The sequence below is a fragment of the Luteimonas sp. A277 genome, assembly GCF_054052045.1.
The window spans coordinates 192,699-217,569 of the sequence record NZ_JBSVRG010000001.1 but is presented as its reverse complement, the minus strand read 5'-3'; the positions used below and the strand labels follow the sequence as shown (position 1 = coordinate 217,569).

At 66.8% G+C, this 24,871-nt stretch carries 27 protein-coding genes and 1 pseudogene; 16 read left to right on the top strand and 12 right to left on the bottom strand.

What is annotated here, in order from left to right:
- Positions 1 to 49 precede the first annotated feature (49 nt).
- The 3 genes from ACW7G2_RS01005 to ACW7G2_RS00995 all read right to left on the bottom strand — a co-directional run bounded on the left by ACW7G2_RS01005 (position 50) and on the right by ACW7G2_RS00995 (position 3,636).
- On the bottom strand, positions 50 to 1,888 hold the full coding sequence (locus ACW7G2_RS01005) for an FUSC family protein (RefSeq protein ID WP_456971805.1): 1,839 nt from the start codon (positions 1,886 to 1,888) through the stop codon (positions 50 to 52).
- Between the two features lie 67 nt (positions 1,889 to 1,955).
- On the bottom strand, positions 1,956 to 2,966 hold the full coding sequence (locus ACW7G2_RS01000; RefSeq protein WP_456971803.1) for a zinc-dependent alcohol dehydrogenase family protein: 1,011 nt from the start codon (positions 2,964 to 2,966) through the stop codon (positions 1,956 to 1,958).
- Between the two features lie 16 nt (positions 2,967 to 2,982).
- On the bottom strand, positions 2,983 to 3,636 hold the full coding sequence (locus ACW7G2_RS00995) for a TetR/AcrR family transcriptional regulator (protein ID WP_456971801.1): 654 nt from the start codon (positions 3,634 to 3,636) through the stop codon (positions 2,983 to 2,985).
- Positions 3,637 to 3,744: 108 nt separating this feature from the next.
- Here ACW7G2_RS00995 and ACW7G2_RS00990 point away from each other — a divergent pair, with 108 nt between their 5' ends.
- From ACW7G2_RS00990 to ACW7G2_RS00955, 8 genes are all read left to right on the top strand, one after another.
- The gene (locus tag ACW7G2_RS00990; RefSeq protein ID WP_456971799.1) at positions 3,745 to 4,926 is read left to right on the top strand and encodes a thiolase family protein; all 1,182 of its coding nucleotides are present in this window, start codon (positions 3,745 to 3,747) and stop codon (positions 4,924 to 4,926) included.
- A 14-nt stretch (positions 4,927 to 4,940) separates the two neighbouring features.
- On the top strand, positions 4,941 to 5,573 hold the full coding sequence (locus ACW7G2_RS00985) for a hypothetical protein (RefSeq protein ID WP_456971797.1): 633 nt from the start codon (positions 4,941 to 4,943) through the stop codon (positions 5,571 to 5,573).
- A complete protein-coding gene (locus ACW7G2_RS00980) occupies positions 5,570 to 7,216 on the top strand; it encodes an FAD-binding oxidoreductase (protein ID WP_456971795.1) in 1,647 nt (548 codons plus the stop codon). Before ACW7G2_RS00985 ends, ACW7G2_RS00980 begins: the two co-directional genes overlap by 4 nt.
- Positions 7,213 to 7,680, top strand: coding sequence for a c-type cytochrome (locus ACW7G2_RS00975; RefSeq protein WP_456971793.1), 468 nt, complete (start codon positions 7,213 to 7,215; stop codon positions 7,678 to 7,680). The genes ACW7G2_RS00980 and ACW7G2_RS00975 overlap by 4 nt, the downstream gene beginning before the upstream one ends.
- Positions 7,681 to 7,708: 28 nt before the next feature.
- Complete coding sequence (locus ACW7G2_RS00970; protein WP_456971791.1) at positions 7,709 to 8,455, top strand: SDR family NAD(P)-dependent oxidoreductase; 747 nt, start codon at positions 7,709 to 7,711, stop codon at positions 8,453 to 8,455.
- A gap of 20 nt (positions 8,456 to 8,475) precedes the next feature.
- Positions 8,476 to 9,222 (top strand): SDR family NAD(P)-dependent oxidoreductase, encoded by a 747-nt coding sequence (locus tag ACW7G2_RS00965; protein ID WP_456971789.1) that lies wholly within the window; start codon positions 8,476 to 8,478, stop codon positions 9,220 to 9,222.
- Positions 9,223 to 9,318: 96 nt separating this feature from the next.
- Positions 9,319 to 10,386, top strand: coding sequence for an alpha/beta fold hydrolase (locus ACW7G2_RS00960; protein WP_456971787.1), 1,068 nt, complete (start codon positions 9,319 to 9,321; stop codon positions 10,384 to 10,386).
- A gap of 95 nt (positions 10,387 to 10,481) precedes the next feature.
- Positions 10,482 to 10,835: a phospholipase effector Tle1 domain-containing protein gene (locus ACW7G2_RS00955; RefSeq protein WP_456971785.1), complete on the top strand. Its 354-nt coding sequence runs from the start codon at positions 10,482 to 10,484 to the stop codon at positions 10,833 to 10,835.
- A gap of 202 nt (positions 10,836 to 11,037) precedes the next feature.
- Here the strand turns inward: ACW7G2_RS00955 and ACW7G2_RS00950 are convergent, their stop codons facing one another.
- The 3 genes from ACW7G2_RS00950 to ACW7G2_RS00940 form a co-directional block, all read right to left on the bottom strand.
- Positions 11,038 to 12,024 carry a S66 peptidase family protein gene (locus tag ACW7G2_RS00950; protein ID WP_456971783.1) on the bottom strand — a complete coding sequence of 329 codons (987 nt, stop codon included), beginning with the start codon at positions 12,022 to 12,024 and terminating at the stop codon, positions 11,038 to 11,040.
- 205 nt (positions 12,025 to 12,229) lie between these two features.
- Positions 12,230 to 13,714 carry an MFS transporter gene (locus ACW7G2_RS00945; RefSeq protein ID WP_456971781.1) on the bottom strand — a complete coding sequence of 495 codons (1,485 nt, stop codon included), beginning with the start codon at positions 13,712 to 13,714 and terminating at the stop codon, positions 12,230 to 12,232.
- 496 nt (positions 13,715 to 14,210) lie between these two features.
- Positions 14,211 to 15,119, bottom strand: a complete 909-nt coding sequence (locus ACW7G2_RS00940) for a pseudouridine synthase (RefSeq protein WP_456972214.1) — start codon at positions 15,117 to 15,119, stop codon at positions 14,211 to 14,213.
- A 104-nt stretch (positions 15,120 to 15,223) separates the two neighbouring features.
- Here ACW7G2_RS00940 and ACW7G2_RS00935 point away from each other — a divergent pair, with 104 nt between their 5' ends.
- Entirely contained in the window at positions 15,224 to 16,081 is an 858-nt protein-coding gene (locus ACW7G2_RS00935) for a PA4780 family RIO1-like protein kinase (protein WP_456971779.1), read from the top strand.
- Here the strand turns inward: ACW7G2_RS00935 and ACW7G2_RS00930 are convergent.
- From ACW7G2_RS00930 to ACW7G2_RS00915, 4 genes are all read right to left on the bottom strand, one after another.
- Positions 16,078 to 16,713, bottom strand: coding sequence for a DUF1989 domain-containing protein (locus tag ACW7G2_RS00930; protein ID WP_456971777.1), 636 nt, complete (start codon positions 16,711 to 16,713; stop codon positions 16,078 to 16,080). The genes ACW7G2_RS00935 and ACW7G2_RS00930 overlap by 4 nt on opposite strands.
- On the bottom strand, positions 16,710 to 17,360 hold the full coding sequence (gene gntA, locus ACW7G2_RS00925) for a guanitoxin biosynthesis heme-dependent pre-guanitoxin N-hydroxylase GntA (protein ID WP_456971775.1): 651 nt from the start codon (positions 17,358 to 17,360) through the stop codon (positions 16,710 to 16,712). The genes ACW7G2_RS00930 and gntA overlap by 4 nt, the downstream gene beginning before the upstream one ends.
- Positions 17,361 to 17,542: 182 nt before the next feature.
- Positions 17,543 to 18,322 carry a lipoate--protein ligase family protein gene (locus ACW7G2_RS00920; protein ID WP_456971773.1) on the bottom strand — a complete coding sequence of 260 codons (780 nt, stop codon included), beginning with the start codon at positions 18,320 to 18,322 and terminating at the stop codon, positions 17,543 to 17,545.
- On the bottom strand, positions 18,319 to 18,645 hold the full coding sequence (locus ACW7G2_RS00915; protein ID WP_456971771.1) for a biotin--protein ligase: 327 nt from the start codon (positions 18,643 to 18,645) through the stop codon (positions 18,319 to 18,321). Before ACW7G2_RS00915 ends, ACW7G2_RS00920 begins: the two co-directional genes overlap by 4 nt.
- Before the next feature lie 192 nt (positions 18,646 to 18,837).
- Here ACW7G2_RS00915 and ACW7G2_RS00910 point away from each other — a divergent pair, with 192 nt between their 5' ends.
- Positions 18,838 to 20,097 carry a putative Na+/H+ antiporter gene (locus ACW7G2_RS00910; protein ID WP_456971769.1) on the top strand — a complete coding sequence of 420 codons (1,260 nt, stop codon included), beginning with the start codon at positions 18,838 to 18,840 and terminating at the stop codon, positions 20,095 to 20,097.
- 27 nt (positions 20,098 to 20,124) lie between these two features.
- Here the strand turns inward: ACW7G2_RS00910 and ACW7G2_RS00905 are convergent, their stop codons facing one another.
- Positions 20,125 to 20,595, bottom strand: a complete 471-nt coding sequence (locus ACW7G2_RS00905; RefSeq protein WP_456972212.1) for a DUF1456 family protein — start codon at positions 20,593 to 20,595, stop codon at positions 20,125 to 20,127.
- A gap of 145 nt (positions 20,596 to 20,740) precedes the next feature.
- On the opposite strand from ACW7G2_RS00905, the gene ACW7G2_RS00900 reads away from it, so the two are divergent.
- The 6 genes and pseudogenes from ACW7G2_RS00900 to ACW7G2_RS00875 all read left to right on the top strand — a co-directional run bounded on the left by ACW7G2_RS00900 (position 20,741) and on the right by ACW7G2_RS00875 (position 23,896).
- Entirely contained in the window at positions 20,741 to 21,283 is a 543-nt protein-coding gene (locus ACW7G2_RS00900; protein WP_456971767.1) for a YaeQ family protein, read from the top strand.
- A 44-nt stretch (positions 21,284 to 21,327) separates the two neighbouring features.
- Positions 21,328 to 21,798, top strand: a complete 471-nt coding sequence (locus tag ACW7G2_RS00895) for a YaiI/YqxD family protein (RefSeq protein ID WP_456971765.1) — start codon at positions 21,328 to 21,330, stop codon at positions 21,796 to 21,798.
- Positions 21,799 to 21,880: 82 nt separating this feature from the next.
- Positions 21,881 to 22,417 (top strand): DUF6630 family protein, encoded by a 537-nt coding sequence (locus ACW7G2_RS00890; protein WP_456972210.1) that lies wholly within the window; start codon positions 21,881 to 21,883, stop codon positions 22,415 to 22,417.
- A 54-nt stretch (positions 22,418 to 22,471) separates the two neighbouring features.
- Positions 22,472 to 23,029, top strand: a pseudogene (locus ACW7G2_RS00885) (pseudouridine synthase); the annotation flags it as partial.
- A 195-nt stretch (positions 23,030 to 23,224) separates the two neighbouring features.
- Positions 23,225 to 23,434, top strand: coding sequence for a cold-shock protein (locus ACW7G2_RS00880; RefSeq protein ID WP_343258732.1), 210 nt, complete (start codon positions 23,225 to 23,227; stop codon positions 23,432 to 23,434).
- 147 nt (positions 23,435 to 23,581) lie between these two features.
- Positions 23,582 to 23,896 carry an HPF/RaiA family ribosome-associated protein gene (locus ACW7G2_RS00875; RefSeq protein ID WP_456971763.1) on the top strand — a complete coding sequence of 105 codons (315 nt, stop codon included), beginning with the start codon at positions 23,582 to 23,584 and terminating at the stop codon, positions 23,894 to 23,896.
- A 14-nt stretch (positions 23,897 to 23,910) separates the two neighbouring features.
- On the opposite strand, the gene ACW7G2_RS00870 is transcribed toward ACW7G2_RS00875, so the two are convergent.
- The gene (locus tag ACW7G2_RS00870) at positions 23,911 to 24,864 is read right to left on the bottom strand and encodes a glutaminase (RefSeq protein ID WP_456971761.1); all 954 of its coding nucleotides are present in this window, start codon (positions 24,862 to 24,864) and stop codon (positions 23,911 to 23,913) included.
- Between the last annotated feature and the right edge of the window lie 7 nt (positions 24,865 to 24,871).

The following is a 24,871-nucleotide window of genomic DNA, read 5'->3' as shown; positions in this document are numbered from 1 at the left end:
GCAGTCGCACCTGCGGTCATTGCTGCAGACCAATCCCGTTGCCAAACCATCAAGCGCGATCGCTGCGCAGGCCGCGATGCAGTGCGGCCACTTCCTCCTCAAGGAAGCCGGGCACGTCCGGCACCCGAACATCCGAGGGTTTGTTGCCATCCACTGCCAGTGCGGCCTGCCCCAACGCATCCCGCAGGGCCTGCAGCCCGCCCTGGCCGAACATGGACCGCGCTGCCTCGCGCCCGGCCTCCTCGTCCAGGCGCTCGACGGCCCAGCACGATGTCAACACCCGGAACGCCAATTCCTCCGTGGCCGCAATCGCCGGCCACAGCCGCTCAACCTCGCGACGCGGCTGGCGCGACGCGGTGGCCCCCTGCCGGTAGGCTTCCAGCAACACGAAACACCGGTGTTGCAGCTCGCGCCGTGCGTCACGCGCGGCATCACCAGCCACCGCGCCGTTGGCCAGCTGCGCGGCCACCGTTTCAATCGCGGTGAAGCTTCGCCTCAGCTGCTCGGGAATCAGCGCGGCCGAAGCCCGCGGCCAGGTCAGCTGGAACACCACCAGCGCCACCGCGCATCCCACCGCGGTATCCACGCCGCGCGCCAACAGGAAACTGCCCAGGTCAGGCACCGGCACCCCGCCCGTAGCCAGGGTCAGCGCCGCAGCGGTGATGAAGATCGCCGCGAGCGCGTAGTTGCGCAGGATCATCATCTCCACCGTGAACTGCAGCACCATGATCATGGCCACCAGCCACAGCCCTTCCGGATAGCGCCACAGCAGCGCCCCCGCCAGCAGCAGACCGATCCAGGTGCCCACCACGCGCTCGACGCTGCGCTGGACCATGTCCAGCCATTCCCGCCCCTGGTGCAGCATCAGCACTGCCGCCGCCACTGCCCAGTAGGCGCGATCCAGACCCAACAGCACGCCGATGCCACCGGCCGCCACTGCGGCCACGCCGACCCGCGCCACCACCAGCATCGACATGGACCGCAGCCGCAGGGATTCACGCAGCAGCGCCCGGGCATCCATGTGGCCAAGCGGTGCACGGGCCCGCTTGGCCACCAGCTCTGCCGGCGGCTCGCGCTCCAGTTCGCCCAGCTGGCGGGCCTGCACCGGCGCATCGTCGGGCAACGGCCTGTCTTCCGCCGCCGCTTCCATCGCGCTTGAGAACAGGCTGTTCAACGCACGCGTGCGCTGGCGCAATCCAGCCAGTGACGTGTCGGCCCCCGCATGCGCAGGCTGGAAACTCACCAGGGCATTCCAGGCATCGCTGAGCGCTTGCGCCGCCACTTGGCGCGCACCGCCTTCGCGGCCCGATCCGACCGCTTCCATATAGCCCGCCACCGAACGCGCCGCCGCCTTCACCGCCCGCTCCTCCGGTCCGCGCGGGCGCAGCAGCGCGCCACTCATATGCGCCAGCCAGGCGAACGCGCCGCCGCTGAGCACAAGCACGAACGCTTCAGCCGGATTGATGTGATCGGCAGGCATTGCCGTGGCCGCGGCGCCAGCCATCATGAACATGTACGCACCCGGCGGACCGATCCTCAGCGCATTGCCCAGCCAGGTGGAGAGCATCGCAATCAGCACCACCGTAGGCACCACCGCCCAGGGCACCGCCGACACCGCGTTGCCGACCCCCACCACCAGCGCGAACGCCAGCGCGATGATCCCCAGCTCCACCGCCCGGCTGCGGTAGGGCCGTCCGCGTCCATACAGCGCGGTGAAGCCGCCGGTTGCCGCCATCATCCCCGCGGAGATATCGCCAAGCAGCCAGCCCACCAGCACCGGAACACCCATGCACAGTCCCGAGCGGACCGCGAACGCCAACCGCGGCCGCGCCAGGGGACGCACGGTGACCATGCTGCGCAGCATGCCGCCGGACGTGGATTCATCCACGGTCGATGTCCTGGGCTCTCCCGTCATTCCCCCATCATGCAGCAGACCGGCGCGGCAACGTATCGCATCAGATGTCGATCACGACCTTGCCGAAGTGTTGACCGCTCTCCTGGTGCCGGAACGCGGCCACCAGCTCATCCAGCGGGAAGTGCCGGTCAAGGACCGGACGCACACCGCTGACTTCCAGCGCGCGCACCATGTCCTGCTGCTGGCGGCGGCTGCCCACCACCAGTGCTTCCAGCCGCAGGTGCCGTGCCAAGGCCAGGCCCAGCGGCAGCTGGCCCTCGGCGCCCGTGAGCACGCCGATCAGCGAGACGTGCCCGCCCACGCGGGCCGCCAGCATCGACTGCATCAGCGTATCCGGGCCGCCCACCTCGATCACGTGGTCCACGCCGCGGCCGTCCGTCATGCGGCGCACGGTCTGGCCCCATTCCTGGTCTTCGCGGTAGTTGATCAACTCGTCCGCACCCATCCCGCGCAGCCGCTCCAGCTTGGCGTCACTGGAGGAGGTGGCGATCACCCGGGCGCCGGCCATCTTCGCCAGCTGCAGCGCGAAGATCGATACGCCGCCGGTGCCTTGCACCAGCACGGTTTCGCCCGGCTTCAGGCGCCCGTTCTCGAACAGGGCGCGCCAGGCGGTGAGGCCGGAGGTGGTCAACGTTGCCGCCTCGGCGTGGCTCCAGCCTTCAGGGGCAAGGGTGAAGGCGGTTGCGGGCCTGGTCACCTGCTCGCGGGCATAGCCGTCGATACCATCACCCGGCACGCGGCCGAAACCTTCCGCCTGCGGCTCGCCATCCAGCCAGTCGGGGAAGAAGGTGCTGACCACGTGGTCACCGATGGCGAACTCCGTCACCCCATCGCCCACCGCGGTCACCTCACCGGCGCCGTCCGACATCGGGATGCGCCGCTCCTTCGGCCCCGTCACCCCGCTTACCACCAGGTAGTCGTGGAAGTTCAGCGAACTGGCGCGCAGGCGCACGGTGATCTCGCCCGGACCGGGTGGCACGGGCTCGCTGGTGCCGATGGATACGTGATCGAAGCCGCCACCGGCGGCAACGTGGATGGTCTTGATACTCATATATTGATCCTTGCAGTCATGTGTTTGTCGCCCGCTCGCGATCGGCCGCCGCCAGCGCCAGGATGCCCGCCTCGGCGAACGTGACCAGCGGGCGGGCGGCACGTTCCAGCGACTTCACCGATTTCGTCCCTTCCACCAGCCCGTCGATCCGGTTCATGCCGGAGAACGATGACATCATCAGCGTGATCGCGTAATAGAAGCCGGCGCGGATGGTCTTCGGCGACACATCCGGCAACGCTTCCCGCAGTGCGCGCATGAAGGCGCGCACGGTGCGCTGCATGTACTGGTCGAGCACCTGGTAATCACGCTCGGACTGGCTGGTCAGCGCTACAAGTCGCGCATAGTTCAACCAGCTGCGATCGCCGTGGGACAGCTCGAAATAGGGGTGGATGAAGGCACGCAACACACCGCCCACCGTCACCGGCCCGCCTGCCCCGCGCAGCTGTTCCAGCGCCTGTTCGCGCCGCTGCACGATCACGTCCAGACGGCGGTCGATCACCGCCTGGAACAGCTTTTCCTTGGAGCCGAAGTGATAGGACAGCAAGTTCAGCCGGACGCCTGCCAGTTCGGTGATGGCGCGGGTGGAAACGGCGTCGTAGCCGTGTTCGGCGAACAGTGCTTCCGCCGCATCCATGATGCGCTCGGGCGTGGTCACGCTTGGAGGGGACATGGGCTGGCCACTGCGGTTCTGCGGGGTGCCCGAGCGTAGGTCATTTGACCAAATAGGTCAATCGACCTATCCTGTTGATGTCGCCACGCCACACAGCAGGAGAGCCGCATGTCACCCAACGAAGTCTTTCTGGTATCCGCCAAGCGCACCCCGATCGGGTCGCTGCTCGGGCAGTTTTCGCATGTCCCCACCGTTGAACTGGGCGCAACCGCAATCCGTGCCGCGCTGGACGCGATCAAGCTCGATCCGGGCGAAGTGGACGAGGTCTACATGGGCAACGTGCTCACCGCCGGCGAAGGCCAGGCGCCCGCACGGCAGGCGGCCATGGCCGCGGGCATCCCCCTCAAGGCCGGTGCCACCACCATCAACAAGGTCTGCGGCTCCGGCCTGAAGGCCATCATGATCGCCCGCGACGGCATCCTTGCCGGCTCGGCGGACGTGGTGGTGGCCGGCGGCATGGAGAACATGACCCTGGCTCCGCATCTGGCACAGGTCCGTGGTGGCGTGCGTTTGGGTGATGCCGGTCTGGTCGATCACCTGATGCGCGACGGCCTGAACAACCCCGACGGCCGCGTGCTGGGCACCTTCTCCCAGGCGACCGCCGACGAGTACGGCTTCACCCGCGAGCAGCAGGACGAGTACGCCCGCGGCACCGTGCTGCGCACCCGCGAAGCCGTCCAGGCCGGCCGGCTGCAAGCCGAACTCACTCCGGTCGAGTACACCGACCGCAAGGGCGAGCGGCGTGTAATCGACACCGATGAAATGCCTGCCAGCATCGACCTGGACAAGCTGTCCTCGCTCAGGCCCGCCTTCAGTCCCGACGGCAGCATCACCGCCGCCAGCGCCTCGCGCTTCTGCGACGGTGCGGCCGCCACGGTGCTGATGAGCGCGGCTGCGGTGAAACGCCTGGGCGTCACGCCCCTGGTACGGGTGGTGGCGCACGCTACCCACTCCCAGGAGCCCGAACGGTTCACCACCGCCCCGGTGGGCGCGCTGCGCAAGCTTCTGCAGAAGACCGGCTGGAAGGTGGACGACGTGGACCTGTTCGAGATCAACGAAGCCATGGCCGCAGTGCCGATGGCGGTCATGAAGGACCTGGGCGTGCCGGCGGAGAAGATCAACGTCAACGGCGGCACCTTGGCAATCGGCCATCCGATCGGCGCCAGCGGCGCGCGCATTACCGCCACCCTTGTCCACGCCATGCAGGACCGCAAGGCCAAACGCGGCATCGCCACCCTGTGCATCGGCGGTGGCGAGGCCGTGGCCGTAGCCTTCGAATCAGTGGCTTGACCGGAGCCCGCCTCGTGACCACCCGCCGCCAATTCCTGCAGGGCTCGCTGGCCACCGCCGGCCTCGCCACCGCCGCCGGCGCATTGACCGGCGGCCCGGGCCTGGCTGCCATGCTGGGCCCGGGCGGCACCCGGCTCAGGCTGGAAACCGTGCTGTTTGAGCCCTCGCGCACACACAGCGCCAGCTTCGCGGCAGCCGCGGTGCGCCTGGGCCTTCCCACCCTTGGCATCGGCCACGACATCACCCCGGTCTGGCAGCAGCTGCTGCAGCTGTGGCGCACCGCGCCACGGCCTATCGGTGGGCTCACCAGCCTCACCCCGCTGCTACTGCTGGAACAGTCGGCCCGCGACCACGGGCTGCGGGTCGTATTCCGCAGCGAGCATCGCCCCGACGGGCGCGGCACCGTCACCCACTCGCTGCGGGGCGCCGAAGACATCCTGCACGCCTTCGATGCGGGCGTTGCCCACGGCGCCGACTACGGCGCCTGCATGGCCCACGCCATGGTCCGCTGCCCCGGTCACGGCGGTCGCCCACAGACCGCCCGACTGCAGAGCACCACCACCGCGAACAGGCGCGCCGACGCGGCCCCCCTGCATGCCTGGGTCATGGCGCCCCGCCCTGCATTCAAACAAGGATCCACCACATGAAACTTCCCCCTGACGTCAGCCAGGCCGACTTCGATGCCGCCATCGCAGAGTTCCGCAAGATTGTCGGCGAGGAGTGGGTATTTACCAGCGACGAGGACATCGCGCTGTATCGCGACGCCTACTCGCCCGTTTGGGACGAGGAGAGCGAACCGGTGCCATCCGGTGCCGTTGCGCCTGCCTCGACCGAAGAAGTGCAGGCCGTGGTGCGCATCGCCAATCGATACAAGCTGCCGTTGTTCCCCATTTCCACCGGCAAGAACCTTGGCTACGGCGGTTCGGCGCCCAACATGACCGGCACCTTCATCGTCGACCTCAAGCGCATGAACCGCGTCATCGAGGTCGACGACCGCAGGAACTTCTGCATCGTCGAGCCGGGCGTGTCGTACTTCGACCTGTACAAGCACATCCAGGAGCACGGCAAGCGGCTGATGATGGACGTGCCCGACCCGGGCTGGGGCAGCCCGCTCGGCAACGCGCTCGACCACGGCGTCGGCTACACATGGATGAACTACCGCGACCACTTCGGCTCGCACTGCGGCATGGAAGTGGTGTTGCCCGACGGCGAGATCATGCGCACCGGCATGGCCGCGGTTCCCGGGGCAGAGACCTGGGGCGAGAACAAGTACGGCTTCGGCGCCTACGTCGACGGCCTGTTTGCCCAGGCGAACTTCGGCATCGTCACGAAGATGGGCTTCTGGATGCAGCCGGCGCCCGACCATTACCTATGCACCATGGTCAAGGTGCCCCGATACCGCGACCTGATCCCGCTGATCGATGGCGTCAACCGCATGGAGGACCAGGGCCTGATCGGCCATCCGCGCTACAGCTGTCCCATGGATCCGCTGTGCATGCAGATCGAGCCGGAGGTCTACAAGCCCACGCCCGAGCTGATGGAACTGGTCACCCAGCCGGGCGGGGCCAGCGTGGAGGAATACGAGGCCTACGCCGACAAGCACGGGCTCGAATACTGGAATGTCCTGCTCAACTTCTATGGGCCGAAGGACACCGTCGAGGCCAGCTGGGCCTACGCGCAAAAGCTGTTTGGCGACATCCCCGGCGTGCAGTTCGAGCAAATCGAAAGCTACGCGGATCCGCTGCGCAACGAGGCGGCCACGTCCGGTGTCCGGCACAAGGTGGCGATCGGCGTGCCCGACATGTCCATCTTTTCGATCGGCGCCCGCTCCGACGCGATGCCCGAGCCTGGCGATGGCCATGTGTGGTTCTCCCCCATCATTGCCCGCTCCGGCGAGTCCTTCATACGCGCCCACGAAGTCTTCCGCAAAGCCGCACAGGAGCTGAAGATCACCTCGGCGCCCATCGGGGTCACCAACGTGCCGCAGACCTGGCAGTACCGCACCTACGTGTATCTATTCCCGGTGTTCGTCTCGCGCTCGGACAAGGCCCACAACAGCAAGGCCGTGCAGGACTTCTACGACCTGATCCGCATTGCCGCCGACCACGGGTGGACCGAGTACCGCACCGCGCCAGTGTTCCAGGACGCGGTGGCCGGAACCTACTCTTACAACAACAACATGCTGCTGCGCTTCCAGGAACAGCTGAAGGACGCGGCCGACCCGGAGGGCATCATCGCGCCCGGCCGGGGCGGGATCTGGCCGCGCCGCTATCGGGAGGGCGCGAAATGAGGACGCCTATGGTCACCCTAGCGCTGTTGTTGGCGGCGATGCTTTCCCTGGCCGCGTGTGCGGACAGTGACACCGCCAACGCGCCGCAGCCGGAGGCAGCGGCACCCGGCACACCCAAGACCGACATCGCCCCTGCTGCCGTCGCCACCGCCGCCGGTTCCCAACCGGCACCTCCTGCCAAGCAGGTTCCCGAGCACCTCCGTGGGGGCCAGCAGCTGTACGAGTACTGGTGCGCGGCCTGCCACGCCCGCGGTCCAGGACATCCGGGCACGCAGGCTCTGGAAGCGCGCTATGGCGACGCAATGCCCGGCACACTCGAGGACCGCACCAACCTCACGCCGGAATTCGTCGCGATCATCGTCCGCAACGGCATCTCGGTGATGCCGTTCTTCCGCAAGACCGAGATCAACGACGAGGAGTTGGCCGCCATCGGCGCCTACCTCTCGCACAACCCATCCGAGTAACCGGCCGCAAGGCCAGCAGGAGTAAATAATGATCCTGAAAGACAAAACCGCAATCGTCACCGGCGCAGGCTCCGGCCTGGGCCGCGGCATCGCCCTCAAGCTGGCGCAGGAAGGCGCCAACATCGTCATCGCAGACATTGACGACAAGGGTGGCAACCAAACCCTTGAGGCCATCACTGCAGCCGGCGGCAAGGCCACCCTGGTGGTGGGCGACGTGTCCGATCCCGAATACCACGTCGATCTGATCGCCCGCACCAAGGAGGCTTACGGCCGCCTGGACATCGCGGTCAACAACGCCGGCATCAGCCACGAGTTCCTTCCGGTCGCCGAACAGCCGATCGAGGTCTGGGACCGGGTGATCCGCATCAACCTGTCGGGCGTGTTCTACGGCGCCAGGGTGCAGATCCCGGCGATGCTCGAAAGCGGCGGCGGCGTGCTGGTGAACATGTCCAGCATTGCCGGCGCGATCGGCTTCCCCGGCCTGTCTCCCTACACCGCCGCCAAGCACGGCGTGGTCGGCCTGACCAAGAACATTGCCGTGGACTACGCGACGCAGGGCATCCGTGCCAACGCGGTCGGACCGGGCTTCATCAAGACCGAGCTGATCGACTTCGTCCCCGCCGAGCAGCGCGCCACCCTGGAAGAGGTACATGCCATGGGCCGGTTGGGTGAAGTGGAGGAAGTCGCCGAACTGGTCCTGTTCCTCGCCAGCCCGAACTCGAGCTTTATCACCGGCGCCTACTACCCCGTTGACGGCGGCATGCTCGCACGCTGAGCCTGCCTCTGGAGGAATCCATGATCCTGAAAGACAAACCCGCGATCGTCACCGGTTCGGGCTCCGGCCTGGGCCGCGGCATCGCCCTCAAGCTGGCGCAGGAAGGCGCCAATATCGTCATTGCAGACATCGACGAAAAGGGCGGAAACCAGACGCTGGAGGCCATCCGCGCCGCGGGTGGCAAGGCCATCTTCTTTCCCGGCGACGTGTCCGACCCCGAGTACCACGCCGGGCTGATCGCCCGCACCATTGAAGAGTTCGGCCGGCTGGACATCGCCGTCAACAATGCTGGTATCAGCCACGAGTTCCTGCCGACCGCCGAACAGCCGATCGAGGTCTGGGACCGGGTGATCCGCATCAACCTGTCGGGCATCTTCTACGGCGCGCGGCTGCAGATCCCGGCCATGCTGGAAAACGGCGGCGGGGTGATGGTCAACATGGCCAGCGTTGCCGGCGCGGCCGGCGTGCCCGGCCTCTCGCCCTACACCGCGGCCAAGCACGGCGTGGTCGGCCTGACCAAGAACATCGCGCTGGAATACGCCACCCAGGGCATCCGCGCCAACGCGGTTGGCCCCACCTACATCAACACCGACCTGATCGACTACGTGCCCGAGGAGCAGCGCCGCGAGCTCGCCAACGTGCCGCCCATGGGCCGCCTGGGCGAGGTGGAAGAAGTGGCCGAACTGGTGCTGTTCCTGGCCAGCCCGCGCTCGAGCTTCATCACCGGCGGCTACTACCCCATCGACGGCGGCGTGCTGGCGCGCTGAATGGCGCCATAACTGTCATCACCCTGTCATACGGGCAAGGTAGAGGGCCGCCCGTCGTAACACTAGTCTGAAGGGCCACCTTGCTTCGATGTGCCCATGCTGCTTCGTATCATCATCGTGCTCGCCGCCTGCCTCCTGGCGGCTGGTTTTTCCTCCTGGCCGGGAACGTCCGCCGCGCTCGCCACACAGCTGGTCGCGCCGGGCGGCACGTCGCCGCTGCTGCCACCCGGGCCGATCGACGCTGCGCTCGGGCGTCTGCCGGACCGCGAGGGGTACGTCACCAACCGCGACGGCGTTGACATGTTCTGGCGCGTGATCGACCCCGGCGCCTATGACCTGCAGCTGTCATGGCCGGAGGGCGACACCGTCGCCGACACCTTTCCCACCCTCGACTTCGACGTCCCCACCTCGCCCGCGGCAACGCCACGCGGCACCGTGGTGCTGCTGCACGGCTGGATGATGCACGGCGACTCAATGCTCCCTTGGGCACTGCGCCTGGGCGAAGCCGGCTACCGCACGGTCGCCATCGACCTGCGCAATCACGGCCGGTCGGGCCAGGCGCCTTCGGGTTACGGAACGCGTGAGGCGGACGACGTGGCCGACGTGGTGGCCGCATTGCGCCAGCGCGGTGAAATCGTCGGTCCGCTGCACCTGCTGGGCGTGTCGTATGGCGCCGCGACCGCGCTCTTCGCCGGCGCCAACCCGCAGATCGGTGCCGACAGCGTGGTTGCCATGGAGTCGTTCGCCGTGGCCGACGAGGCCATCCGCGACATGGTGCCGTACATGCTCACCGACGCGCCTGCCCCTCCCTCCGCCTGGTTCACCCGGCAGTGGATGAAGTGGCAGTTGAACGATGCCGCTCTCGACGCGGCCATCCTGCAGGCCGGCACCACGCTCGATCTGCCACTGGGCGGAGTCAGCGTCGTTGCTGCGCTCGCCAACGTCCCCTGCCCGCTGCTGGTGCATGGCGATGCTGATCGTCACGTCCCGGTCGAACACGGGCGCACCCTGGCCGCCTCGGCCCCGCACGCCCGCTATCTCGAGCTGCCGGGCGAAGACCACCTCAGCCTGCCGATGCAGCTCGACGCCCTGGCACCCGCCGTACTGGACTGGTTCGAACAACCGCACTGCCAGGCGGCAACGCGAACCGCATCCGTGCGCTGAGCCTTCGCAGCATCCGCGCTTCCCCGCTGGCCTGTTGATCCGCCGGACCACGTAATCTCCGGCGAACCAGACGCCGGTAGCAAGCCGATGAAGCGGTGTCCCTGTATGGCGATGACCGCCACCCCGATGACGACGGTCCGGCGCGGTTCCGCCGGGACTGCTCGGTGACCGGGGACGAGACCATCCCCATCCAGTTCATCGGCGTCTGGGACACGGTGGGCGCGCTCGGCATCCCGGTGCGCGGCCTGCGTTCGCTGACCGCCCACAAGTACCGCTTCCACGATGTCGAACTGAGCGGGTCGGTGCGCAACGCCGCCCATGCGCTCGCCATCGACGAGCGGCGGGCACCGTTTGAAGCCGCCCGCTGGGCGTTCAAGCCCAAGCCGGTCCGCTGCGCCCCGATCCGCTCGGCATGCTGCACAACTCCAAGACCGGGCTGTACCGCCTGACCGCGCCGGCAACGACCGCGTCATCGGCCTGGCCGCGCGCACGGATACCCAGCCTGACGAGGACACCATCCAGACCGACCCCACTCAGTCGCTCCACTCCAGCGTGCTGCAACGCTGGGACGCGGATCCGTCGTACCGGCCGAGAAACCTGCGCGACTACTTCAAGCTGGTAAACGCCCCCCGCGGCGGGCAGCTCTAGCCATCACTGGAACACCGGATCCAGCAGGCGGAACGTGCCGGCATCGGCATCCATTTCCACGTTGCCGCCCACCGGCACGATGAACTGTTGGCGGATGTGGCCGATCATCGCGCCGCGGTAAGCGGGAATGCCCAGCGGCCGGATGTGGTCATCGAGGATCTGCTCCAGCGTCAGCGAACCGTGTCCGCGCCCGGGAGTGCAGTCGGTGCACTCTCCGAAAATGAAGCCGGCGATCCGGTCCAGCGCACCCATCAGCTTCAATGTGCTGAACATGCGGTCCACCCGGTAGGGCGCTTCCGACACGTCCTCCAGGAACAGGATCTTGCCGTCGAAGTCCGGCATGTAAGGCGAGCCTGCCAACGCGGTCAGTACGGTCAGGTTGCCGCCAACCAACTCGCCCCGCGCCTTGCCACCGGCAATGGTGACGGTCCGGTTGCGGCGCTGCACCAGCTCATCGCCCGGATCATCAACATTGCGGTACTGCATCAGCTCGCGATCGAAGAACAGCCGCCGGAACTGGTCCGCGTTGAAACGGTTCCAGCTGCCCGATCCGTTCGGGCCGTGGAAGGTCACCAGCCCGGTCTTCGCCTGGATCGCGCAGTGCAATGCAGTCACGTCTGAGTAGCCCAGCAGCGCCTTGGGATTGGCACGGATCACGTCGTAGTCCAGCAGCGGCAGCAGGCGTGCTCCGCCTGAGCCGCCGCGTACGCATACCACTGCCCTGACCTCGCGATCGGCGAACATGGTGTTGATGTCGTCCGCGCGCCCGGCATCCAGCCCCGCCAGATGCCCGCGCCGGTCGCCATAGTGGCGGCCGGTCTTGACCCGGAAGCCCAGCGCCTCCAACACCTCCTGGGCCAGCTGCAGATTGAATGAATCGTCCACCGCCGACGAAGGGCTCACCAGCCCGACCGTGTCCCCGGGATTGAGCGCCACCGGCAACAATCGCCCGCCGCCGGGCACCGATGGCGTGCCTTGTGCTGCCGCCATTCCTCCCGTGCCCAGCGCTGGCAGCAATGCCGCAATCGCCGCACGCCCAATGAACTGACGCCTGTCCATCCACAACCCCCTGAAAGTCGATCACGCAGCCTAGCAATCGGCGCCGGCATCAACAACGCGCCGGTCCAGCAACGCCGGCAACCGTGACGGGATCGACCAGCCCGCGCAGCCAATCCGCACCGCCGCCTGCGCCACGCTATCCGCCCGCCCGTCGCCTGCCGGCCGGAATGGTCAGCATGATCGCCACGATCGCCGCCAGAACCATGGCCAGGTTGCAGGCCAGGGCGACGAACGCGGCCTCGCGCAGGGCGAGGTTGTCCTGGCGTCCGGCGAACGTGGTCAGCGCCTGCAGCCAGGGGACCCCGCCACCATCGCCCGACAGCGCGGTGAAGACAGCTGCGGAAATCGCCACTCCGAACGCCGCCCCCAGCGAGGACGCCATCTTGTAGATCCCCGCGCCTGCCCCGCCCTGCTCGGGTGGCAGGTTGGACATCGCCGCATCGGTGGACGGCGTGGCATAGAACGCCAGCCCCAGGCCGAACAGGGTGAAACCCACCAGCGCCAGTCCCCGGTAATGCTGCAGATACAGCTGGGTCGGCATCAGCAGCACGATCCCCAGCGCGGTGATCGAACAGCCCCACAGCATCGGCCGGCGCGGGCCGAAACGCTGCAGCAGCTTCTCGCCCACACGGATGAAGCCGATGATCGCCGCCGCATAGCCCAACGTCAGCAGGCCGGCCTGCTGCGCATCCATGCCACCGCCCCTCTGTACCAGCTGCAGTGACACCACCAGCGTGCCCGCGGCCCCGTTGACGAGGAAATTCGACAGTGTCGCACCGGTGTAGGTGCGGTTGCGGAACAGGTCGAAATCAACAAACGCATGCTGCGAGCGGCGCTCCACCACAAAAAACACCGCGCCCGCCACGCCCCCCGCCGCCATCAGGCCCAGCGCAGCCGGCGATGCCCAGCCCAGCGCGCTGCCCTGGATCACCAGCACCTGCAGCGCCAACAGCGCCACCATGAAGGCCAGCACTCCCGGCAGGTCGAACTTCCAGTCCTTCCGGACCGGCGCCCGACTTTCCGGCGTGCCGCGCAGCAGCCACAACCCGGCCACGCTCACCAGCACCGCCATCCAGAAGATCGAGCGCCAGCCGAAGTTCTCCGCCATCAGCCCGCCTACCAGCGAGCACAGCCCGGCACCGCCCCAGGTGCCGATGGACCACATCGATATCGCCCGCTGGCGCCCGGCGCCGTCCCAGCCGGCCTTCAGCAGCGCCAGGCTGGCCGGCATGATGCAAGCGGCCGACAGCCCCTGCAGCGCCCGCCCGCCCAGCAGCACCGGTGCGGCCAGGGAGCCGGCCGGCGTCATCGCCACCATCAGCGAGCCGGCGATGCCCAGCCCAAAGCCGATGCGCGTGATCCGCACCCGCCCCACCCGGTCGGCCAGCCCGCCCATCACCACCACGAAGATCCCCGCGAACAGCGACGTCAGCGCGACCGAAATGTTCATCGTGCCGGTGGCCAAGCCCAGGTCGGCCTGCAGCACCGGCGCGATGTTGAGCACCGTCTGGGCGAACAGCCAGAACGACATCACCCCCAGCACCAGCCCCGTCAACAGGCGATCGTCGCCCACCAGCGGCGCCGGCGCCGGGCCGTACATGGGCGCGGCAAAGGCGCTCATGCGCAGTCAGCCAGCGGATTCATCGTGCGCTCCCCATCTGGATGGAAATCGGCAGACCGGCTGGCATGGAACCGCAACCGGTCCAGACCAGCCGAGCATACCGGGGGAAAGCGTCGCGGGAGCATCAATGTGCCCACGTATTTCGCTCGCCTCAGCGGGCCCTGGCGAACAGCGCCGCCGACACCAGCCACGGCAGGGCGAAACAGGCAGGCACCTGGGCCAAGTCCAGCGTCGGGCATTCTGGTGCGGGACCTGCCAGCGACTGTACGGCGCCCCCTGAGGCCTGCAGGCAAAGGACTTCCCCAAGGTAAACAAGCGCATACTGCTGCACAGCAACTGCATTCGCAGTTCAGCGCCCCTGGCGCGCGGGAGGTTCCAATGAGCAAGAGCCTGAACCAGAAAAAAGATCAGAAGAAGAAACCGGCCAAGTCCATGAAAGAGAAGAAGGCCGACAAGCGCGAGAAGAAGCAGGCCAAGCCTTTCGCCCCGGTCTGATTCATGATTTGGCGTTGAACCCGGGCATCGCCGAGAACGCCCTCGCTTCGCCGGTCAGCGGGTCATCAAAGGCCAGCGAGCGGGCGAACAGCTGCAGCGGCCGGGCATGGTCATCCGCACCCTCTTCCTGCAGCTCCGGATAGAACCGGTCGTTGAGGATCGGCGCCCCCAACGCCGCCATGTGCACGCGCAGCTGGTGCTTGCGCCCGGTCACCGGCTGCAGGCGATAGCTCCAGGCCTGCGGCCCCCGCTCCAGCACATCGACCACGGTCTCGCTGTTGGCTTCCCCTGGCACTTCGCACACACGGAAAAATGGCTCGCCTCGCTCCAGCCGGCTGCGGTGTACGTACGGAAACTCCAGTCCGGGCAACGGCGGTGCCACCGCCAGGTATTCCCTGTGGACACGCCGTTCGCGAAACAGCGCCTGGTACTGCGAGCGCGTTTCAGGGTTGGCCGAAAACATCACCAGCCCCGCGGTGTCGCGGTCGATCCGGTGCAGCGGCACCAGGGCGTGGTTGTCGAAACGCTCTACCAGCCGGGTCAGCAATGTTTCCCGCACCCAGGCGCCGGTGGGCGCCACCGGCAGGAAATGGGGCTTCATCGCCACCACCAGGTGCGCATCGACATGCACTACGGCCTCGGCGAAGGGAACGGGCGGCTCGTTCTCCACTTCGCGGAAATAGTGGATCACTGCCCCCACCCGGTAGCGGGCGCCAATCTCCAGCGCGCGGCCTTCCGCATCCAGCACCCGGCCCCGCGCGAAGCGGTCGCGCCAGGTCTCCGGTGCGACCCTGGGAAAGTGCGCACACAGAGCATCAAACACGGTGGCCCACGGCCCGGGTGGCAGCTGGAACCGGCTGGCAGGAACACCGTCGAAGATGGGACGTGGGGCGGACTTCACGCTGAACAGCTTATCCCTGCGACATGCGCCCCGTCGCGCGCCCGGCGCCCGTTTCGTCCAGACTGTGCGTCCGTCGCTGGGCCGTGCCCGCCGCGACCCACTTCGGGGACCCCGTGAGAACTCCAGCAAGCCTGCTGACGCTGATTGAAGAAGGCGTCATCGACGAAGTCATCCGCCCGCTCAAGAGCGGCAAGGAAGCCGCGGTGTACCTGGTGCACTCCGGCGGCGAGGTCCGCTGCGCCAAGGTGTACAAGGACATGGCGCAGCGCAGCTTCCAGAAGCGTGCGCAGTATCAGGAAGGCCGCAAGTCACGCGGCAGCCGCGAGACCCGCGCCGTGGCCAGTGGCAGCCGCTACGGCCGCCGCCAGCAGGAAGCGGAATGGAAGAACGCCGAGGTCGACGCCCTCTATCAGCTGCGCGACGCCGGCGTGCGCGTACCGGAACCACACGGCTTCTTCCACGGCGTGCTGCTGATGGAGCTGGTCAGCGACGCGGGCGGATTTCCCGCACCGCGACTTGGCGAGGTGGACCTCAGTGAAGAGCAGGCCCGCGAATTCCATGCCGTCCTGGTGCGCCAGGTGGTGCAGATGCTGTGCTGCGGGCTGATCCACGGCGACCTGTCCGAGTACAACATCCTGGTCGATCCTGACGGGCCGGTGCTGATCGATTTCCCGCAGGTGGTCAACGCCGCCGGCAACAACTCCGCCCGCACGATGCTGCTGCGCGATGTCAACAATCTCACGGCCAGCCTCGGCCGCTGGGCACCCGAGCTGCTCGACACCTGGTATGGCGAAGAGATGTGGGCGCTGTTCGAGGCCGGCCAGCTGCAACCGGATACACCCCTGACCGGCCGCTTCACCTTCGACGAGAGCACCATTGACCTGGACGGCGTACGCGACGCGATCAACGATGCGCGCGAGCTGGCCCTGATCCGCCAGCAGGGCCGCGAGGCGGCGCTGGAAGAAGACTAGCGTTCGCCGGGGCGGTCATCAGCGATGGCACCGCCGCGACGCTCGACGAAGAAGTCGATCGGCTTGTAGCTGAAATTGTTGGACTGACCGGCCGAACATGCCGTCATGGCCACCACCATCGGCATCTCCGCGCGCAGCCGCACGAAATCCCCGGGCTTGCTCATCGGGGGCCGCACCGCGATCTGCCCGGTCTCGCCATCCACGGTGACGTGCATGAAGATGTTGAACGCGATCGGCACCCGGTCCACGCCGATTCCCCACGGCGCCAAGGCGGCAGCCAGGTTGCCCTCGCAGCCGGGACGCCCTTCCTTCTCGTCGTAGAGCAGCTCGAACATCCGCTTCGAGCACGGCGTCAGGGTGAAGTCGTGGCGACCGCAGGTGTCCTCCAGGATGGTGAACATCGGCCGGCTGCGGTTGGAATACAGCACGTCGCCGGTGGTCAGCCACAGCTTCGACGCGTAGTCGATCGAGCGCCCGGAGGAAAGGTATTCGGCCAGGTCGTCGCGCGCGAACGCGGTGAGATCACTCACCTGCTGGCCCATCGGATCGATCACCACCAGCTCGTCGCCGGCCTCCAGCTCCACCGCCCGGCCGGAGCACGGGTCAATGCGTTCAACCACCGTCTGCTTCATTGCGTCTTCCTTACCCGCAGCGGGCACTGCCAACCCTGTTCAACCGCCCGGCCACTGTACTGCAGCGCCTCGCTGGCCTGGCCGAAGTCGGCCAGGTTGGGATTGATCGAGCCTTGCAGCGCGGTGTCACGCTTGCGGATGGCCGTCTGCATCCTGGCGTAGCGACCATCGGCACGCAGTCGGGTGAACTGGCGGTGCGAGTTGAACACCAGCGCCGGGAAGCCGAACCGGCGGGCCTGCCGCGACGCACCCGGATGCAGGCCGATCACGAAGAATGGATGACCGGCCAGGCTCAGGCTGAAGTGCGGGCTCGCCGGATCGTTGCTCACATCCCCGGCCCACTTGGCACCCCGACGCACATCCAGATCGTGCAGCCGCTGCAGCTGCGACCACAGCAGGGCTTCGAAGCGCTGTTCATCTGTATCCGTGGGCCCGTCAAACACGGCCACGAAGGAATACAGCGTGTATTTGTCCGGCTCCGCCCTGTCCAGCATCCTCGCGAACGCGCCCAGACCTTCCAACAGCGGCGCGTCATTGCTGGCGTCGCCCAGGCGTCCGCATTCACGGATGCGTATTGAATCGCGCGAGAGCGCGGTCTTCGCGCCTACGCAGGGGAAAGCGTTATCGGCAATGAAGTCGCGCAGCATAACTGCGCGCGCGCCCGTGACCGGACAGGTGGCAGCGGGTGCATCGTCAAATGCATATGCATGCGTTTCGGCGGATGGTCGGGCTCTGGCAAGGGATCCCATTGAACGTCCTGCTCTGATTCGTCGAGCAGAACGGTACGGGCCCCGTCGAGAAGCCTGCGTGTAGGAGCTGAACGGCAGCTTCAGGGCAGCAGCGCGGTCCACTCCGGGGTGTCGAACTTTTCCCGCGCAAGCTTCACGGCGCGGCCCATCTCATCCGGGTGCAGCGAGGCCTGCTCCAGTCCGCCGTGACGGCTGCGAAACGTCTCGATCATCCGCTGGATCACCTCGGCCCGCGGCAGGCCGGTCTGGCTGCGCAGCGGATCCACGCGCTTGAGCGCGCTCTTGGTGCCCTTGTCGGACAGCTTCTCGCGGCCGATGCGCAGCACGTCCAGCATTTTCACCGCATCGATGTCATAGGCCATGGTCACGTGGTGCAGCACCGTCCCGCGGCGCCTGGCCTGGGCCGCACCGGCAATCTTGCCCGCGGGCGAGGTGATGTCGTTCAGCGGCACGTACCACGCTTTTACCCCCAGCCCGGCCAGGGCCTCGATCACCCACTCATCCATGTATGCATAGGCCTGCTCGAAATCCATGCCATGCACCAGCGACTCCGGTGCCACCACCGAATAGGTGATGGTGTTGCCCGGCTCGATGAACATGGCCCCGCCTCCGCTGATCCGGCGTACCACCTGGATCCCGTAGCGTTGCGCGGCTTCCATGTCCACCTCGTTGCGCAGCGACTGGAACCGGCCCATGACCACCGCCGAAGCGCCCCACTCCCACACCCTCAGCGTGGGTGGGCTGCGGCCGGCGGCCACTTCGTCCAGCATCACATCGTCCAGCGCCATGTGCAGTGCCGGCGCCTGCGGCTCCATGTGCACCAGGCGCCAATCGTGGTCCTGCCATTGCGTGCGGCTCATGCCTGGCCTCCGGTGCCCGCCGTGGTGTCTCCCAGCGCGCGGCGCACTGCCACCGCCACGCCTTCAGCGGTGATCCCGAACACTTGCGTGTCCGGGCCCAATGCCGCTTCAACGGCTGCGGTCAGCTCCGCCTGGCCCGTCTCGACCGGGAGGCCTTCGAGCGCCGCATCAATGGCGTCACGCGCACCGGGCGGCTCGAGGAAGAAATCCCCGCTCACCTGCACCGCAGTCATCCGCCCGGCGTCGATCACCAGGTCCACCACCACCAGCTTGCCGCCCGGCACCTTGTACTCGCCGTGGGCCGTCATGTCTGTCTTGTCCATCGGCGCAGTTTATCCGCAACGCCCGCGGCCCGGTGCGTCCGGCCGGCTTCGCGCCCTTCAGCATCCCGGCCTGCCGCGCGCCCATGGCGGCCCCAATGGGCAACAGGCAACCCACGCCCCTGCCCGATGGCAGGTGTCCGGCATCGGCCGCTTCGCCTAGGATGGCCCGGAATCCGCACCATCCCACCTGCCTTGAACCCTACCCACATCCAGCTCGTCGCCAGCGCCCTGTTCGCCGTGGCGATCATCCACACCTTCAGCACCAAGTACTTCCAGCGCCTTGCCCAGCGCCAGCCGGCCCACTCGGGCATCTGGCATCTGTTGGCCGAAGTGGAGGTGGTGTTCGGCTTCTGGGCCATGGTGTTCGTGGTGACCATGATGGCCATGGCGGGGCCGGCGGAAGCCACCACTTACGTCAATTCGCGCAACTTCACCGAGCCCATGTTTGTGTTCGCGATCATGGTGATCGCCGGCACCCGACCCATCGTCTGGCTGGCCAGCCAGCTGGTGGACGGCCTGGCGCGACTGCTGCCGTGGCGCAACGGACTGGAGTTCTGTTTCAGCGTGCTGGCGCTGGTGCCGCTGCTGGGTTCGTTCATTACCGAGCCGGCGGCCATGACCCTGGCCGCGATGCTGCTGGCCAGGCGTGTCTACCCGCTGAACATCTCGGACAGGGCGAAGTACGCCCTGCTGGGCACGCTGTTCGTCAATATCTCGATCGGCGGCGTGCTGACCCCGTTCGCTGCGCCGCCGGTGCTGATGGTGGCCGGCAAGTGGAACTGGGACCTGGCCTTCATGATGGTCAACTTCGGCTGGAAGGCCGCCCTGGCGGTGGTGATCAACGCCGCCCTGGTGGTGTTCGTATTCCGCAAGGAGCTGGGCCAGCTGCCATCCGGCGAAGACGGCACCCCCGGCCAAACCATGCCGATGTGGGTCGTTGCCCTGCACGTACTGTTCCTGCTGGGGCTGGTGGTATTCGCGCACCACCCGGCGATGTTCATGGGCGTCTTCCTGCTGTTCATGGGCACGGCCACTGCCTACAAGCAGTACCAGGACCGGCTGATCCTGCGCGAAGGCCTGCTGGTGGCATTCTTCCTCGCCGGGCTGGTGGTCCTCGGCGGCCAGCAGCAATGGTGGCTGCAGCCGCTGCTGCTGGACATGAGCCCCGACGCCGTGTTCTACGGCGCCGCCGCGCTCACCGCCATCACCGACAACGCCGCGCTCACCTACCTCGGTTCACTGGTGGAAGGGCTGAGCGACGAGTTCAAGTACATGCTGGTGGCCGGCGCCGTGGCAGGTGGCGGCCTGACCGTGATCGCCAACGCGCCCAACCCGGCCGGCATGTCGATCGTGCGCCGCTACTTCAAGGACCAGACCGTCAGCCCGCTCGGCCTGCTGGCCGCTGCGCTGCCGCCCACGCTCATCGCGATGGCGGCGTTCCGGCTGCTGTAAGCGCGGCGGGAACGAACCGCTCCGGGCTCAGGCCCCGCGCACGCGCGCCGTCAGCCCCTTCAGGAAAGCGCGCAGCAGCTGATCACCACAGGCACGGTAATTCTTGTGGCTTGGACTGCGAAACAGCGCCGACAGCTCCGGCTTGGACAGCGGGAAGCCGGCATCGGCGAACAGCTGGTGCATTTCGGCATCGTGCAGTTCGAACGCGACCCGCAGCTTCTTCAGCACCACGTTGTTGCTGACCCGCTTCTCCACCGGTCGCGCCGGCCGGCTGTCATCCCGGCCCCGCAGATGCACGATCAATCCGTCCAGGAAGTGCGCCAGCACCGCATCGTTGCAGTCCACATACCCCGGCTCCTCGTCCTTGAGCAGGAAGGCGCGCACCTCGTCCTTGTCCAGGGCAAGCCCCGGATCCACAAGGTGGGCAATTTCCACCACCTTCTGGTCGCTCAGGTCGAGCATGTAGCGGATGCTGCGCAGTACGTCGTTGTTGATCATGGTTTCTCGCGCCCGGGCGCCGTTGGGGGTGTGCATCATCGCTTCCATCCGCCCGCAATCCAAACCGCCACCGGCGGATCCCGGCCTGCCGCCATGGTCCGGGGCCACGGCGACTACAATTGCGCCTTTCCTTTTTGGCGCGCCCATGGCACCCAACTCCAAAATCTACAAAGCCGAGCTCCAGGTCACCGACATGGACCGGCAGTATTACGCCAGCCACAACCTCACCCTGGCCCAGCATCCGTCGGAAACCCCGGAGCGACTGATGGTGCGGCTGATCGCATTCGCCCTGTACGCCGATGAGCGACTGGAGTTCGGCCGCGGGCTGAGCGACACCGACGAGGCCGATCTGTGGCAGCGCGACTACACCGGCGAGATCGAGCGCTGGATTGATCTGGGCCAGCCCGATGAAACCCGGATCCGCAAGGCCTGCGCCCGTGCACGCCAGGTGGTGGTCGTGAACTACAGCGGCAACTCCGCTGCAATCTGGTGGACGAAGATCGAATCGTCGCTGTCACGGCTGAAGAACCTCACGGTGCTGGACCTTTCACCCGCGGATATCGAAGCCGCCATCGCCCTGCTGGAGCGCAGCATGCGCCTGACAGCAATGATCCAGGACGGCGAGCTGCAGCTGATGAGCAGTGAGATCAACGTGGCGATGACGCCAGAGGTACGGACCACGGGCTGACGGCCGGCAGGGTCATCGCCGGCGTCTCCGGTTAACCTTTCCGCATGACCGACTCATTGCCAACGTCCCCGCGGATCTGGGTGGATGCCGATGCCTGCCCCGGGCCCGTCAAGGACATGCTGTTCCGCGCCGCCGAGCGCGCGCAGGTAGCCGTCACCCTCATTGCCAACCAGTGGCTGCGCACCCCCGGTTCGCGCTACATCCGCGCGCTCCAGGTACAGGGCGGCTTTGACGCCGCGGACGATGCCATCGTCGAACGCGCCAGCGCCGGCGACCTGGTGGTCACCCAGGACATCCCGCTCGCTGCCCGCGTCCTGGAAAAAGGCGCCGAAGCCGTCAATCCCCACGGCGAGCGCTTCACCGCCGACAACATCGCCGAGCGCCTCTCCATCCGGAACTTCATGGAAGAACTGCGCGGCGCGGGCGTGCAGACCGGCGGCCACGGCGCCTTCAGCGCACGGGACCGGCAGGCCTTCGCGAACCAGCTGGACGGGTGGCTGGCGCGGCGCGGATAGCCACTCGGCCCAGAAGCCCACCCGCACAAACCGGTCAGGTACAGTTCCCCCCGTATCCCCCAGCTGACAACCCCACATGCACCTGCCCGACAACGAATTCGATCCCGACGACAACTTCGCCATCGGCCACGTTCCACACGTCGATATCGACGAGGACGCTGCCACCGAAACGCTGGTCTGGCAGTTCCTGCTGCTCATCAACCCCGGCGATGAGGAGACGGCGCTGCACCAGTTCTCCACCTACCAGGAGGCAGCCGCCAACGCCGACGGCGAGGAGTTCGAGCCGGCCTGGGCGCTGAAGGACATCATCGACTGGAAATCCGGATTCCAGGTCCGCACCGGCGAAACCGCCACTCTGGTGGAAAGCATCACCGAGCTTGTCTCGCGCTGGAACCTCGAACTCGACTGGGGCGTCGACGACCCGGACGACGATGACTTCCTCGCCGAGGCCACCCTCTTCAACCTGCTGCAGGCCGCCTACGAGGCGCTGCGCACATACGGCTACACCTTATGGGTGTGGGAAGCCGACTCCGACACCATCGCGGGCTGGATCACCCTGACCCGCGACAACGAGGCAATGCGCACCATCGCGCCGGCGCTGGGCATCAAGCTGGGATAGGCCGCTACACTGCTGCTCCCCTTTTTTGCGGCAGCCCCCATGTCCTCTCCTTACGCCCGGCCCGCCGCCGTGGAGCCGGCAACGATCCTGCTGCACAAGCCGGCCGGCTACGACACCATCAGTGGCCCCAACCCCGCGGCAGTGCTGGTGCAGCCCGACAGCCGCTGGGATGAGGATGCTTCCGGGGTACGCCTGCTGCAGCGCCACTTCAATCGCCTGACGCCGCTGATGCCGTTGGACGCCGAGGCCAGCGGCCTGATGGTGCTGACCCAGGACGGCCGTGTCTGGCGCCGGCTGAGCGAGGACCGCGACGACATCGAGCAGGAGTTCATCGTGGAGGTCGCCGGCGACATCGCGCCCTACGGCATGCACCGGCTCAACCATGGCCTCAGCTACGGCGGCCGCCCGCTGCCGCCCTGCAAGGTCAGCTGGCAGAACGAGATCCGCCTGCGCTTTGCCATCAAGGGCGTCCAGGGTGGGCAGCTGCGCGACATGTGCGCGCAGGTGGGGCTGGAAGTGGTCGCCATCCGCAGGATCCGGATTGGCCGGATACCACTGGCGAAAATGCCGCCCGGCGCCTGGCGCTACCTGCCGGTGGGCGAGCGCTTCTGAATCGTATGAATGGCCGCGGGTTGCGTTCACCGGCCACAACGGGCAAGCTTGTCCGCGCTGAGTTACAAGGTCACCAATCGAATCGTGGCCTGATGTTGTAGATTCTGTACCACTACACCGTTCACCCGCTTCTTCCTTGCAGCCAGCTTCTTGCCGCCACGCGGCTCTCAATCTTTTGCTCCAAGGAGAAACAACATGTCCGACAAACAGACCGGTACCGTGAAGTGGTTCAATGACGAGAAGGGCTTCGGCTTCATCACGCCGGAAAGCGGCCCCGACCTCTTCGTCCATTACAACTCGATCCAGTCCACGGGCTTCAAGAGCCTGCAGGAAGGCCAGCAGGTGTCCTTCGTGGCCGTCCAGGGCCAGAAAGGCATGCAGGCAGATCAGGTTGAAGTGATCTGACTCCAGGCAACGCCTGTTGACAGAAAAGCCCGGCTCACGCCGGGCTTTTTTCGTTTTGGCGCTGTGCACCGGCCTCAGATGGCCATCGCACCGGCTCCGTACGATAGGCTGGAACAGAAGCAACCCGTACACACTAAGGAGCGGGCTTTGAAAATCCAGTTGAATACCGACAACCACATCGACGGCACCGACGCACTGGAAGAGCGCGTCAACGCGATGATCGAGCAGCACCTTGGCCGCTACTTCCCCCGCCTGAGCCGGATCGAGGTGTTCCTCTCCGACACCAACTCGTTCAAGGGTGGCCCGGCCGACAAGCGCTGCGCCATCGAGGCACGGTTGAAGAACGACGATCCGCTCGGTGCCACCGAGGATGCCGAGGACATGGAGAAGGCCATCCGTGGCGCCTGCAACAAGATCAAGGCGCTGCTGGACACCCGCATCGAGAAGCAGCGCGGGTACTGACCGGGATCCATGCCTCAAAACACCGACAGGCCGGTCATCCGCGTAAAGCGGTGCAGCGCGTAGCGGCCGAGCTGCGAGTTGCCCTTTTCGTCCAGCCCCGGTGACCACACGCACAACCCCATCACGTGCGGCACCACGGCCACGATGCCGCCGCTGACCCCGCTCTTGGCGGGCAGCCCCACGTAGAACGCAAAATCGCCAGCCGCATCGTACGTGCCGGCCGTCATCATCATCGCGTTGATACGCGTGGCGCCCTCCGCGCTGGTCACCTGCTCGCCCGAGCAGGTGCACCGGCCCGCATCGGCCAGGTATTGGACGCTCCGGGCCAGGTCCACGCAATGCATCCGCAGCGAGCACTGCAGATAGTAGAAATCCAGCACGTCCTGCGGGTCGTTGTGCAGGTTGTCGTAGCTGCGGATGAAGTTGGCCAGCGCCACGTTGCGATAGCCGCTTTCGCGCTCGGAGCTCGCCAACTCCTCGTCCTCGCCAACGTCGGCATCTCCCGATCGCGCGCGCATGAACTCCAGCAGCGTTTTCTCCGGCTCATCGTAGTTGGACAGGATCACATCCGCCGACACCAGCGCACCGGCGTTCATGAACGGATTGCGGGGAATCCCCTGCTCGTGCTCAAGCTGGATCAGCGAGTTGAACGGATCACCAGACGGCTCGCGGTCCACGCGCTCCCACAGTTCATCGCCAATCGCTTTCAAGGCCAAGGTCAGGGTGTGGACCTTGGAAATACTCTGGATCGAGATTCGCTCGCGCGAATCCCCCACCTCATGGATCGTGCCGTCCAGCAGCGCCAACGCCATGCCGAAGCGGTCCTTGGGCACGTTGGCCAGCGAGGGAATGTAGTCCGCCACCTCGCCCTCGCCGAACCGCTGGCGCACCTCCTCGTTGATGGTGCCGAGGATGTCCTCGAAATCGAACCGGCTGACGTCGTAGGGATTGGGTGGGGGTTTGTGCATGCGCGGG